Genomic DNA, 13,337 nt, shown 5'->3' with positions numbered 1-13,337 from the left:
CTCCTTTTTAAGCTGCAAAGTAACTTGGGTCCATTCCAAATATCTCTGCAATATCTTCCTCACTTCTATCTTTTAAATAAGATTCAGTTGTGGAAATATCAGAATGGTTAGCAAGTGATTTTAGTTTTTCAAGCGGTATTCCTTGTACTTTCAAATTATCTAATCTGCTATGACGGAAACAATGAGGATTAATTTTAAATTCCTTTCCTTCCTTTTCATTCAGCATCTTAGCAAATATTTCGCACCAATAATTAAATACACTCTTGTTCAATCTTTTTCTCTCACCATTCTTATAAACACGCACAAACAAATCTGGGATAGTATCCTTACCTCGCTGATTTATATATAAACGAATGCATTTCTGCACCCGGTGATTGTAATATAATCTAAACTTCTTACCACGTTTTCCTCGTACCACATTTGTATAATAGTGCTCTGTTAACCCTTCTTTCTGAACCTGGTAAACCTCGTTCTTTCTAGCTGCACTGTAATAAGAAAGAGCTAAATACGTTGCTAACATATATTTTTCTTGTTCAATTAATTCGTCGATCAACCAATTAATTTGGTCCTCAGTAATAAATGTAATTTCTCTAATTGGATTCTTAGGTAAACCACGTACCCTTGAACCTACATTGAATTCATAATTATAGTCATCATCGTCTGCGCAAAACTCAAGAGCTGAACGTAATGCACTCATCAATCCATTCACACGTGCGTTTGACATTCCCATCTCTTGAAAGATAATAGATAAATTCCGAATATCTTTACGTGTTAAATCAATAAGTTTTTTATTTTCGAAGTGTTCATGTATTAGAAACAAAATAATTCGTAAATCCCAATTATATTGCTGTAAAGTGCTTGCCGCTTTTCCTTGTGCTTTCTTTTCAATGAGAAAATCTTTGACTAGGTTTTTATTTTCTTGGCTAACATACTTTTCATAAATTGCTTGGTTTACTATTCGTTTCACACTAATCAACTCCTAAAAATAAAAAAGAGAGACGTTTGTCCCCCTTTCAAAATTATGTTTATGCTAGTGCTTTAAATCCCACCCTTTAATAACAATCCTAAAACTGCCATTACTACTGTACCAATAACAATTCGTAAAATCCATGTGGTATTCAGACTGATTCTTTCTAATTGCTTATTGATTGTAGAAATATCTTTTTCATTTATCGTTGTACGAGTTTCCAGGTTACGAATATCTCGCATGATTTCTTTTTGCTCTGTTTTTAGGCTATCAATTTTTACATATACGTCTTCCATACATTCACATCCTTTTTGAAATCTTAATAAAGCAATCTCTATATACTATGAGACAACCCTTTTTACTGTGAATATATGAAAGCTATTTTTTATCAAAGCCCTATTTTATACAAAATAAAAAAGCCTGCTTATGCACGCTTAATCTGTAATATTTAAATTAAAAAGCTCATCGCAATATGAATGGTATTTCCACTCTGAACACCATTTACGAAAATTCCACCATCACTTTTAACTGTAACTTCACAAACTGTTGGTACAGCTCCATATGCCAGTGCCGGAAAAGCGATATTTTGCACAGGTCGAAAGCCAACCGGAAGTGTTGCAAATACGGTTGTATTTGCCGGATTTTTAACTGATCCAATGACAGATATCTGCTCCCCACTTCTCTTGTACTTCATTATCCTATCAGCAATGGTCTCTACACCAGTTGTAGGAAGGTTAATCCATCCTGTATCCGTTGCTTGTTTGATAGTACCATCTGGCCTGATTTCAACCCGCTTTGACCAATCCCAATTATCTCCTTGCTCTTCTGTAGAAGGAGCAATAACAAGTTGTCCTTGTGTGCCTTTATGAAGAACTGTTTTATACGAACGGCTACCGATTACAATAGCATTATCAGTATTAAAATAGGCCGTCCCCGTATACGAACCACCTGTTTTAGGTACAATCTCTTTCTCTAATACCAAACGAGACCACTCAGACCACTTACCACTGTTATTTAATCGAATATATGTCTCATTCAAATTCCCTAGCAATGTAGCTCTTTGAACAAATGCTAAACTTGTAGCTGTTTCTACAGATATAAACCATGTGTATACAGAATTATTCGGTGTATTTTTGAGTTGACTTCCTACATAGAATCCCGATTTTACAATTGTATTCAAATCTGTATTTGCAGCCAGATCAATGGATGTTCCATCATCGTCTGTAACCTTCCACAGTTGATACTTTTGCCCTGTAACTGCTGCTGTTAATTCATTTATGCGTTTATTTGCTTCATCAATTTGCTTTTGATACCCTTTAACCATTTCAAGAGCCTTATCAAACTCAGAAATATAGTTTTCTATCTTAATATTACCTTCTTTTACATCTCGCCTTAATGTAATACGAATGTCTGGTGTACTCATTCGTTCTGTACTTTTTTCCATAACAAAATAAGCTGTCCAATCATCCGATGTGGAAACAGCTTGCGAGGACAATGTGTATGAAAATACGCCATTCTTTGCGTCAACTATTTGGGCATCATCCCGAACGAACAGTCCAATTTGATTAATCGCTTCATACTTCACTGCATACCCTGTTAAATCAACATTTTGCCCTTTCTCTCTTACATATACAGTAATCTTCAATCCATTTTTATCATTTTGTCTCGAACGAATTGTTTTGGTAAACACAGGATCTGCTAAATCTATAATAATTTCCTCATTTCGCATGACTACACCTCTCTCTAACTATTCCTTTTCACGCGTCTAGGCGGTCTTCTTTGACGTTTTACTTTGTTCCTGTGTTTTATATTTCCTTTAGGTTTTATTGGCTCTAATTCTTCGATTCTAGCATCTGTTTTGGCTACATACTCCTGAAATGCTTTAACAGTCTGAGCAATCATCCCATATAAGCCAACACCATTTTCTTTTGATTCATCCGGAAGTACAACTCCATAGTGCGTTGTAATATCGTTTGTCGTAAGGAGTGGATCTCCTTCTTTACGGTTCATACGCATATCATATAATTGAGCCATTTCTGTTTTAAGGTTATATTGTTTAATCTCCCACCCCATTACCTTCTCTAACGCGTCAAATTTAATATCACGTATATTGGTTTTATATTTCTTTTTAGAAGACACTTTAAAATCTGCTGCTAAAACACCGTTAAAATAAGTTCCTCCACCACTTTTCACTTGCACATAGGTACTTTCATAATTTCTATTATTCCGTAATAAGATGTTCTGAAATACGATGTCACTATCTCCACCAGGTGTCAACTTCAAATCCACAATTCGATCTCCATTTTGGCGAAAGTTAAACCCTTCTTTTGCAGTAAAATAAGCGCCACCTGCTTTACTTTCCAGAAAAAGATTATTTTGACACTTCAAAGAAGCATAGGATTCTTTTGATTCGAGTTCTAAGCTTTGATCCGAACTTAGTTCCGCATGGCCATTTTTATTAAATGCAAGAGATGCTGAAAAATAGACCCTTGTCGGATCACCATTTTGATACCCGTTCGATATTCCGATTCCCCCTGACTTCGGAGAACCATCTAGCTGATAAACTAACACTGCACCTTGCGTGGCTGTTATATCATTGTTGCCACCTAATACAATAGTGGGTTGCATGACATTATTATTATTTATATAATAGCCCATGAAAATCCGAGTGATATACGATTCCATTAATCTAATAAATTGCTTGGAAATAGAAACATAATTGGAATCATTGGCAGTTCTAAGAGTGGTTCCTGTTATTTCTCCGCCTCGAATCAAATTTCCGTTCAATACTCCAGTAGTGATGAAATCTGCAACAATACGCCCATCTTTTGTCATTGCTATTTCATACGGACCATTTACCCCGTTTGATGAATAACCTAACCCGTTTATGTTCCACTGCCACACTTTTGAAGCTGTCATTTCATTTTTTGTATCCATAATTAGAATTCGGTCTGGATATACACGAACATTTCCACCAAATCCTGAATTAATTAGTTTTGTTGCATTTTCTTTCGCTGCATCCAGTAAAGATCCTGGCATATTTGATAAATCTTGTTGAATTTGATCTACTTTACCAGCCGTGTCTGTGAAAGATTCTTTAAAGTTCCCAATGGTTACATTGATATACTCCTTTTTAATTGGATCATATTTATACGCAATAACTTTTGCTTGAATATCAATACCGTCTTCCTCATGTTTAACTGTAACAATATCCCCCATCCAGACACGCTGTAGAATTTTATATTCCTTATACTCCTCTGTTTGAGACAACTCTTGAAATTCAACCTTATAAGTTGCTTTCGGTTGATCTACCATCTGAATATCAAACATATCTTTAGCGGCTTGACGTAACCTTTTATATGCTTCTTCTGGAGGTAATGCGTCTTCATCATTCGCATTTTTACCGATAGCTGCTTTTATATGATTAAACTCAATTACTCGTATTCTTGGATGCGGATACTTATTAATGAGTGGGCTATCTACATATTTTTCTGGTAATAACAATCCGTCAAATCCTTGTGGCATAATTCTGGTAGTAGGGCTTTTCCAGTCCACACTTCCTTCATACCCTAACAAATCTTTTTTATGCCTGATAACTACCCCACGGTTAGCTCCTCGGCTTTTCAACATCTTCACATCAAAGTTATCCCTTTTTAATTCACCACCCCATCGATTTACGAATGAATTATCTTGGCTCGTATCCAACATTGCTTCAACTGGATTCTTTCGAACAATACGTGCGGTGGATATATTGGTTATATCTGAATAAAAAGTAAAAGGATGCTTATATTGACAGCCTGATGACAACCTAGCCATAGCTGCACTACCATTTGTGGGCTGAATAAATATATCTTCAATCAAGTTTTCTGTTAAATCATAAAAAATATGGTAACAAACCGCTTTGATTTCTCCCATACTCACTTTAGGAGTCACCACGCGAAATAACTGATCCCCATCAGGAGTAGGAACTTTTATAATGCTCATCCCGTCAATTTTTGTTCCATATGGAGCAAATAAAGGATAATTAAAATTAAAAACAAATAAACCGTTGAGTTCTTCCGCAACAGTTGCACTATAAATATGTTTATCTAAAACACCAATTCCGTTATGCGTAAAATCTGTTTCATTTGCTTTATATAAAGTAACCATTATTTATATCTCCATCTTGGTTGAATTGAAATAAATTGGATAGCTCCTGACCATTCTATTTTATTTAATCCTATTTGAAATTCTGGAAAATCACCAATCATTTTATCATTCATTGATACTGTACCACTATATGCCTCTAATAATTCTGAATCTATTACAACAGAGCCCTTTACATCTTTAATCTGAAAAGAAACATCATTAATGAAAATTCGAAATGTACCGTTCCCTGCAACAAACAACATTGGAGCCGATTCCATTGTACCCGGATTATGAATAGATCCAGGAGTACTCAACATTATGTTTGCATCTTCTGTATATTCAAAGGGATCTAACTTAAAATCCACCTCAAATTCACCGTGTTCTTCAATTTCATTTACAATATCACCTACTACAACATGTTTAATTTTCCTATACACATCATCATCTGTAAAATATAATTTCTTTCCATTCATCAACCAAGCCTTCATGCGCCTGATTAATGGTTTAATATTCTCTTCTTCAAGCATATTGAACTTTATTTTTAAAGGGACGTCTTTAAACGCCCCTTTTTTTGTAAGTGAACCATGTCTACCCGACACTTCAATATATTCTACTTCCTGTTCTGCTGTAGGAATAACAGGGCGTTCTACCATACATATTCCATAGTCACTTGCTAACTGATTATCGATACCTATGTCTAGCAATTTAAGTCCTCCCTATTCCTATTTTTACATTACGGCCACGCTCAGCAAACCAATCATTTGCTTTTTCAAACATGCGATCAACATCACGTTCATTATTAATTGTGTTATAAAAATTAATTTCTACAGGACCACTATCAATTTGTTGAACAATCGGTTGAACTGCTCCTGTCGCTAATGCCGACAGATTAGAAGCGATGTTATCTTGTTTGTTTATTCCATATAAATTCAACTTTTTAAAAGTATCATCTACCATGTTTGAAATATTGTTGAAAGCGGATTGCAACGCATTATCTTTGTTTGCATTATTGTTTGGAGCATTATAAAAGTCTTTTAGAATTTGTTCCCTGAAACCAGCTATTTTTTTACCGATTTCTAGCCACTTATTGGATTCCTTAAATTCTTTTAGTATATCTTGGGATGGGTTTCCACCTCTAATATACTACGAATATAACGGGCAATAGGACTATCGTCTTCTACTCCATCAATGGTGAAACTTTCTAATTCTTTACCTACTGCTTTTAATGCATCCCTCATGTCCATTGGCAAATGAGTAATCCAATCATTAAGATAATCTCCATCGTATAATATTGCTTCAAAATAACTCCTAAGAGGATTATTATTCATCATTCCGTTTATAGCCGAACTATTGAACGCACCTAACGTATTTTCTAATACGGAATAGACCGAAGTTGCTAAGTTTTTAGCCGCTGCAAGAACCGTCGATACAGATTGCTCCATACCAACAGCAAGCCCAGCACCAACTTGTTTACCAACCTGATCCCTCATTTTTCGAGATGGACTATGGATGTCGAAGAAGGAAGTAAAGCCGTCAAGAATATCGTTACCAATAGATTTCACCTTATTTAACACTTTGCCAGCCATACTGCCTAGACCATCTATCAATCCACTTATAATATCTTTACCTATCTTGAATAAATCAATCTTCTTTAATGTATCGACAATCTTCGGTACAATATCTGTCACGATTGTAGAACCTAATTTTCCAACCATACTGACAATACCTTTTATTAATGCCCAGATCAGTTGGACACCAGCTTCCAGTATCTTCGGTAAATTCTTAATGAGCTCCCCTGCTAAAGTAATGATAAGCTTTAATGCTGCCGCAATTAAATCTGGTATAACTTTTACAATACCAGCAATCAACATAAGCAAAATCTGTACGCCTGCTTCCAGTATCTTCGGCAAGTTCGCAATTAATGTAGATGCTATTTTGACAATTAAATCTAATGCTGCATTAATAAGTTGGGGTAACACTTGTACGATTCCATCAATAATGGCCATTAAAATCTTTACACCGGATTCAATTATTTTAGGTAAGTTTGTTAATAAAGTATCCGCCACTTTGGTTATAAGATTTATCGCTAAATCAATAAGTTGCGGTAGCATTTTAATGATTCCGTCTATTAAGCTAGTTAACACCTTAACACCAGCTTCAATTATCATAGGTAAATTCGCTGTAATGGCTTCAATTAAAGTTGTAATGACTGTAATAATCGCTAAAGCAATCATAGGTAAAGCTTGTGTGATTCCTGTGATCAATGAAACTAATAAATTTATTCCCATTTCAATTAGCTGGGGTAAAAATGACATAATTCCATTAATAATAGTTTGAATAATCGTTACAGCTATTTGGATTAACTGTGGAAGCATCTGCATAATTCCGTTTATTAAAGTTAGAATCAATTGAAGTCCTGTTTCTATCAGAGTAGGTAAGACTTGTACAATCCCAGAAATTAAAGTTTGAATGATTTGTATTCCCATTTGAACAATCATAGGGAGATAGGTAGCAATCATCTGTGAAATTGTATTTATTATGCTAACAATGGCTTCAAGCACAATTGGAGCCGCTACAACCAAACCATTCACAAGGCTTGAAATCATTTGTGATCCGGCTTCAAGAAATTGTGGTAATGCTGTTGTTACGAAATTGGCTATATTAGTAAAGATATTCGTAATAGTTTCAAGGATAATTCCTGAGTTTGCATTCAAATACTCTGCAATCGCTGGTAAATAACGAGATACAGAAATAAGAACACCAGGAATCCCTCCTACAATTGCACCCGCTATCGTAGGGCCAATCATCTTAAAGATTTCACCTAACTGGCTAAAATCTCCCGAAAAAACAGCTTTTATAGCATCAAAAAGATGAAGGCACGCTTCACGTATTTTAACAACAGCCAAACCTATTTTCTCCGCTGCTGCTTGAAAACTCTCAGGCAAATAACCTACCCATTGGTTCATATGATCGCCTTCAACCGCTGTGGTAAATAGATATTTACCTAGCGAAGCTAATACTTCACCAAAAATCCGAACGCTTTCAATTACATTCGTAATGCTATTTCTAAACCCTTCGTTGTTTTCCCATAAATGTTTTATTCCAACAACTAATCCAACAATTGCGGCGGTTACCCCTATAATAATTGCTGTATAACCAAAAAATGTTGCGGAAACCGCCCCTATACTTAATCCAGCATAGGTTGCATAACTCGCTAACGTAATAAATACAGGGCCTAAAGCCATACCAGCCCCAATAAGGATTCCAATTGCGGTTACAATTGTTGTTATAGCTGCTGCTAATGCTGGATGTTCTGAAACAAAGCTCGCAAAAGCACTAATTACATCAGCAATGACTCCCAAAACAGGTTCAAGTGCCATTTTCAAATCGTTCATAGCTTTTTGAAACTTTACTGCTGGGCTGGCATCCATTTTCTTAATCATTTCATTTAGTTGTTCTTGATTCTTGTTTAAATCTATAACTTTACCTTGAGCGCCAATAAGTGTATTGGTGATATTCTGCCCCTGATCTTCATACATCGTTCCAAAAAGCTTAACACCAATCTCGTTTCGCTTTGTTTCATCTTCAATGCTAACTAGCGCTTTCGCAATCTCTGTCATTGCTGCCGAACCTTCTTTACCGCCTTTAGCGACAGATTTCCCCCACTTTTCTAACTGATCAGCCGAAATTTTAGTGCCTTCAAGAGCTTCTTTCATAGACTTGTCGACACCTTGACCAAATTCAGCCGCTTTAATACGACCTTCTTTTAGTCCATCTAAGAGATTATCAATATTCCAGGTACCTGTATCAACACCAGCTTCCATAATCGCCTGTACTTCTTCAGCATTGTAACCTGCTCGTGTTAGCTGCCCGCCATATTCAGCGATAATGTCCAATTGCTCAGGAGGGAAACCGATTTTTAACAGACGATTCGTTAACCCTAAAGCCGTATCACTAGTTATACCTAATTCATTACCAATTTCATTCGCTTCTTGAATTAATTCAGTAAAATCTATACCTGCATAAGCACTTGCAATGGCTCCTGCTCCTTTTACAATGGAAGCATTAGCTTTATCACTGACAGTTTGATTTAATGCCCATTGTCTACGTGTACCCTCAAGTGCTTCTTCCACATCAACACCATAAGCTTCTAAACCGCGAACCGCTTCTTCTACTGATTTTTTAGAGGATGCTGGAACTTCAAAAGAAACATCAATTTTTGTTTTTAATTTAGAGGTATCCAGTGCTTGCTCAATGGCTCCTGAAATACCACCGCCAGCCATTAATCCACCAAGAATATTTTCTAAACCGATATCTAATTCTTTAAAACTGTGCGATGCTCTTTCTGCTTCTCGTGAAATGTCTCTCAAGTCATTTCGAACTTGTTGTAATGAGTTCCCATCATCTATAGAACGAAGAGAGCGCTGTAATTTCTCAATATCTGCTTCTGAACCTAATGCTTCACGACCAATGATTTGAATCGCTTGTTCTAACTGCCTAGCTGTCGCTGTACCGTTTCGTATTGCGTTTGTAAGGTTATTTCCTAATGCATTTGCAAAATGAGCTACACTCGTTTCAGTCGCATCAAAGAATGTCTTTAATTGTTTCGTAGCGTTTTCTTGTTCCTGCAAACTTCTATTTGTCGCACTTAATTGATTCTGCAACTGCTGTTCTGCTGTCCGAGCTTGTATAAGCTGCGTTTCATATCTTTGGATTTCACTAGCATTTTCACCATACTGCTGTTTGGCTTGATCTAACTGTTTCTGATAGTTTTGTACTTTACTAGCTGCAACAGTATGTTGCTCTCCAAGATTATCTATTTTTAAACGTAACTTCTCTATTTCTGAAGCATTCTCACCAAGCGTCGCTTTTTGTAACTCGTATTGAGCATTCAACTTAGAAAGCGAAGATTGCAACTGCTCTTCTTGCCCTTTTAGCTCTTTCAGTTTTTGAGCTGCTTTAGCTGTTTCACTTGTTCTTTCCTGTTCAGCATCTCTTGCCTGTTTTAAACTTTCAGAAGTTTGTTTAATACTATTCGCTAACTGTTGTTCTGTTATTTGTTGGCTTCGTAACTTTGATTCCAACTTTGCTACAACAGTAGAATTTTCTCCGTACAGTTCTTTAGCACGTTGTAAATGTTCAGCCGTTGCTTGCGTAGCCCTTTGTGCAACTGCATATTGTTGAGAAAGATTTTGAAGTTTTGCTTGTAGTTTTTCTGAATCAGTAGCATTTAACTTCATCTGTTCTTCTTGTAATTTCATTTCTTGACGAAGTTTTTTAGTTTCCTGATTCATGCCCTTCATAGCATCATTAAAATCTTTATTTTGCGCTTTAAATATAACTTCAATTTCCGAATTATTTCTTGCCATTATCTCACCTACCTTTACTTGGGATTGTTACGCCATGCTTCAAACGCTGTAATCCCTGCGTAAATACGCTCAACAGACGAAATTGGCTCATGCCAAAAAGTCTCTGGATCTATTCCAGAGACTAGACAATACAAGACGTATTTATCTTCCACACATTCAATTTTAATGTCTGGATTTTTTACTTTTTTTCACCGTTACCGCCGCTATTTGTGCTTTTTTTGAGTGCTGCGGCAAATTGATTTGGATCTTGACTAATTACATCCACAACAAGCTTCGTATATAGCTCCATAGATTCTGCTAATGAATCATGATACTTCTGTAAGAAATCATCAAATGTTAACTTCTCTTTAGGATTTGCTCCTTTAAACGACATATAAATCACTTTATGAATACTTGTTTGATCGATTTGTTCTAAAGCTGATAAGTCTTTATTATCTTCGTTTCTTAGTCCATCTAAAGCTTGAAATTTTACAATATCAGCAATAATCGAACTAGTAATAAGCCCTTCTTCTTGTCCCTTTTTTAAAGCATAATTCGTTAAAAATGCCGGATAGTTTTGTTTATTAATAAAACGTTGTTCATACTCACCTTCTACTTCTACAAATTCGACTTCTTTTAGTGTTATTTTTTGTACTTTCATCTGCACTTTCCCCACTTTCATTTTTCACTTATTTAAACCCAAAAGAAAAAGCCCTGTATGAAACTAGGGCTTTAAGCTGAAGGTGTTCCTTTAACAAGAGCTGAATTAAATTGTGTATGCCACTTTTGAGCGACTGTTGCATCTGCTAATTCATCCACAAACGCTTCATAATAGAAATTCTTTAAGTCGTCTGGTAAGGCTGTGAATTCTAATTCCATCATTGCCAATTCTTCTTCACCATTCGCAATAGCAAATTTAAAACCAGTGGAGTTTGAGCAATTTGGAAACGCAATAAGTTTTACTACATCTTCAAACTCATCTACTACATCAGCCGTAAATACAAAATCATATCCCTTTGAAGCACTCCCAAACGCCCATACACCTGGCTTTAATCCAGTTGTATTAAAACCAAAATAATCTCTTGCTACTTTAACAGGAATATGCGCTGAAACAGTAACTTTAAGTTCCGTGGTTTTAGATTTCTTTTTCAACGTTACGCCACCACATACCTTTTTCATTTCCTTGTTTTCTGGTTCCCCTTCAATTGATCCTATACATCCAAATTTCGTCCCTGGATCTTGCGTACCTTTCTTCTTAAATTGAATACTTGCATTCGCAATTAATACGGAATCAAATTCTTCAATCACTTTAGGCATTTTATAATTCCTCCTCTAATAATTTATCTATACCTACATGTAGTTCTTCTAAAATTCTTGGTCTGGCATTTTGTATCCCACGCTCCGCAAATCTTTGCTCTAAAGGATTGTGAGACCCTCTACCTTCGTTTGGGAAAACTAGATATCCAAACGAACCTTTTTTATTGGCTGCTCCACCACGGGCCAATATCCTAAAACCTAAATTCATCTTTTCACTTTTTGACCAGTTGCTATCTTTGGCATGTGTCTTATTTCGGACACTCCATTTAGAACGAGATACCGGAATCAGCTTTGTAATCTCTTCTATTGCAATTCGTATACCGTCCGTGTGGAGGATGGTATTGATTGTAGGTTCCATCTTATTTGGTAATAACCGCATTTTTTCTTCAAGCTTTTCAATCGCTTCATAATCAAGCTCAAATGCACTCAATTGGAATCACCCTCTTAAATGTAAAAACAACACGATCAATAAAACGATCTGTATCTTTCACTTGAAGGCGATCGCTTTTAGAAACTACAAAGGATACCATTTTCACCTTGCCAACCCACGAAATAATGTCAATGACTTGCTCATCTAAATTCGATTGATTTTCCGATAAATAACTAACGTATATACTTTGAGAAATTGTACGCTCATTTGAAGATGGCCGAAACTCACCATATTCCAAAATAAAACAGTTGTACCCCTCCTCTGTTAACTGTGATTCCTCATCTTCTGCTAGTTCATCCTCAACAACTAAAAGCTTAAATCCGTCTTCAAGAGCTTTTTTAACACCACTTCTCTGCTCCTTCATAAGCTTTTTAGATTTTTCATTCACGAGATTTCACCGCCTGCTGCAAATAAAAGAAAAGGTATTGTTTGTTAGAATCATGATCCACTTTAATCACGTCATATTCGATTCCATCCATTAATACCTTAAGTTTATTTTTATTTATCTTTCTAAAGGAAGGTGGATACAGTGTTTTAACTTTTAAGTCTAATCCCGTTGTTAAAACGCCCACCATTTTGTAATCACTGTCCCGTAAAGACATCACTTTATAGGCAAGCTTTCCTTCTTCACGAAACTTCTCACCTATTCTTTTTCCCTCTTCTGAACGCTCTGTTTTTTTATATCCGTATTGTAGAAATCCATCATTTAAAGTTTCTCTATACGATTTTAGAGCCATTGATTACACCAACTTTTCCTAAAGCCACATCTAAAATAAGCCTGGATAATTCTTTTTTATAATTTTTTTCAAACTCATCACCTGCATTGTTATAAACATACCTGCAACGCTCTAATAGCAAATCTTTCGGGGTTAGCTCCTTTGAAAAATCAAAAGACGCATTTGTTAAACCCAACAAATACGCCTCTCCTTTTTCCAAAAGTTTTATTAAACTAGCATCCTCTTCATTCCATGTGATTTTAAGAACGTCTTTTAATTCTTGCAAAAGATTATCCATTCGTATCACCTTCTAATAAAGTGATTAATTCCGCTTTCGTTGCATTAGCCTTGTATTCAATGCCGCTTTGATTTAGTAGAGATTGAATCTCTACCTTCGTTAATGCCGAATAATTCCTCTCTTCAACAGGAGA

The 13,337-nt window shown here is 35.8% G+C and carries 13 protein-coding genes and 1 pseudogene; all 14 read right to left on the bottom strand.

Annotation, left to right across the window (positions count from 1 at the left end; translation table 11 throughout):
• Window positions 1–7: 7 nt before the first annotated feature.
• Window positions 8–967 (bottom strand): tyrosine-type recombinase/integrase, encoded by a 960-nt coding sequence (locus tag JFU02_RS08245; RefSeq protein ID WP_201070718.1) that lies wholly within the window; start codon window positions 965–967, stop codon window positions 8–10.
• Between the two features lie 71 nt (window positions 968–1,038).
• The gene (locus JFU02_RS08240; protein WP_201070712.1) at window positions 1,039–1,263 is read right to left on the bottom strand and encodes a hemolysin XhlA family protein; all 225 of its coding nucleotides are present in this window, start codon (window positions 1,261–1,263) and stop codon (window positions 1,039–1,041) included.
• A 152-nt stretch (window positions 1,264–1,415) separates the two neighbouring features.
• Window positions 1,416–2,696, bottom strand: a complete 1,281-nt coding sequence (locus JFU02_RS08235) for a BppU family phage baseplate upper protein (RefSeq protein WP_201070709.1) — start codon at window positions 2,694–2,696, stop codon at window positions 1,416–1,418.
• 14 nt (window positions 2,697–2,710) lie between these two features.
• Window positions 2,711–5,116, bottom strand: a complete 2,406-nt coding sequence (locus JFU02_RS08230) for a phage tail spike protein (RefSeq protein WP_201070706.1) — start codon at window positions 5,114–5,116, stop codon at window positions 2,711–2,713.
• Window positions 5,116–5,799 carry a distal tail protein Dit gene (locus tag JFU02_RS08225; protein ID WP_201070705.1) on the bottom strand — a complete coding sequence of 228 codons (684 nt, stop codon included), beginning with the start codon at window positions 5,797–5,799 and terminating at the stop codon, window positions 5,116–5,118. The genes JFU02_RS08230 and JFU02_RS08225 overlap by 1 nt, the downstream gene beginning before the upstream one ends.
• Before the next feature lies 1 nt (window position 5,800).
• The gene (locus JFU02_RS32095; protein ID WP_242488076.1) at window positions 5,801–6,052 is read right to left on the bottom strand and encodes a hypothetical protein; all 252 of its coding nucleotides are present in this window, start codon (window positions 6,050–6,052) and stop codon (window positions 5,801–5,803) included.
• 149 nt (window positions 6,053–6,201) lie between these two features.
• Window positions 6,202–10,464, bottom strand: coding sequence for a hypothetical protein (locus JFU02_RS08220; protein ID WP_242488075.1), 4,263 nt, complete (start codon window positions 10,462–10,464; stop codon window positions 6,202–6,204).
• A gap of 178 nt (window positions 10,465–10,642) precedes the next feature.
• Window positions 10,643–11,104, bottom strand: coding sequence for a hypothetical protein (locus tag JFU02_RS08215; protein ID WP_089148541.1), 462 nt, complete (start codon window positions 11,102–11,104; stop codon window positions 10,643–10,645).
• Between the two features lie 71 nt (window positions 11,105–11,175).
• Window positions 11,176–11,760: a phage tail protein gene (locus JFU02_RS08210; RefSeq protein ID WP_201070703.1), complete on the bottom strand. Its 585-nt coding sequence runs from the start codon at window positions 11,758–11,760 to the stop codon at window positions 11,176–11,178.
• A 1-nt stretch (window position 11,761) separates the two neighbouring features.
• Complete coding sequence (locus JFU02_RS08205; RefSeq protein ID WP_001272094.1) at window positions 11,762–12,190, bottom strand: hypothetical protein; 429 nt, start codon at window positions 12,188–12,190, stop codon at window positions 11,762–11,764.
• On the bottom strand, window positions 12,177–12,578 hold the full coding sequence (locus JFU02_RS08200) for a hypothetical protein (RefSeq protein WP_001003329.1): 402 nt from the start codon (window positions 12,576–12,578) through the stop codon (window positions 12,177–12,179). The genes JFU02_RS08205 and JFU02_RS08200 overlap by 14 nt, the downstream gene beginning before the upstream one ends.
• Window positions 12,571–12,927, bottom strand: coding sequence for a phage head closure protein (locus tag JFU02_RS08195; protein ID WP_153602403.1), 357 nt, complete (start codon window positions 12,925–12,927; stop codon window positions 12,571–12,573). The genes JFU02_RS08200 and JFU02_RS08195 overlap by 8 nt, the downstream gene beginning before the upstream one ends.
• Complete coding sequence (locus tag JFU02_RS08190) at window positions 12,908–13,204, bottom strand: hypothetical protein (RefSeq protein WP_076775023.1); 297 nt, start codon at window positions 13,202–13,204, stop codon at window positions 12,908–12,910. The genes JFU02_RS08195 and JFU02_RS08190 overlap by 20 nt, the downstream gene beginning before the upstream one ends.
• Window positions 13,197–13,313, bottom strand: a pseudogene (locus JFU02_RS32730) (hypothetical protein); the annotation flags it as partial. The gene JFU02_RS08190 and the pseudogene JFU02_RS32730, both read right to left, overlap by 8 nt.
• Between the last annotated feature and the right edge of the window lie 24 nt (window positions 13,314–13,337).

Source organism: Bacillus sp. TH13 (assembly GCF_016651175.1).
GTDB classification, from domain to species: Bacteria; Bacillota; Bacilli; order Bacillales; family Bacillaceae_G; genus Bacillus_A; species Bacillus_A thuringiensis_S.
Note: the sequence above shows the minus strand (reverse complement) of the source record. Positions and strands in the feature narration are given on the sequence as shown.

Coding starts and splice junctions, on each gene's coding strand:
- JFU02_RS08240 (WP_201070712.1), bottom strand. CDS start 1,263: ATGGAAGACGTATATGTAAAAATTGATAGCCTAAAAACAGAGCAAAAA.
- JFU02_RS32095 (WP_242488076.1), bottom strand. CDS start 6,052: ATGGTAGATGATACTTTTAAAAAGTTGAATTTATATGGAATAAACAAA.
- JFU02_RS08215 (WP_089148541.1), bottom strand. CDS start 11,104: ATGAAAGTACAAAAAATAACACTAAAAGAAGTCGAATTTGTAGAAGTA.
- JFU02_RS08220 (WP_242488075.1), bottom strand. CDS start 10,464: ATGGCAAGAAATAATTCGGAAATTGAAGTTATATTTAAAGCGCAAAAT.
- JFU02_RS08195 (WP_153602403.1), bottom strand. CDS start 12,927: ATGGCTCTAAAATCGTATAGAGAAACTTTAAATGATGGATTTCTACAA.
- JFU02_RS08210 (WP_201070703.1), bottom strand. CDS start 11,760: ATGCCTAAAGTGATTGAAGAATTTGATTCCGTATTAATTGCGAATGCA.
- JFU02_RS08230 (WP_201070706.1), bottom strand. CDS start 5,116: ATGGTTACTTTATATAAAGCAAATGAAACAGATTTTACGCATAACGGA.
- JFU02_RS08235 (WP_201070709.1), bottom strand. CDS start 2,696: ATGCGAAATGAGGAAATTATTATAGATTTAGCAGATCCTGTGTTTACC.
- JFU02_RS08190 (WP_076775023.1), bottom strand. CDS start 13,204: ATGGATAATCTTTTGCAAGAATTAAAAGACGTTCTTAAAATCACATGG.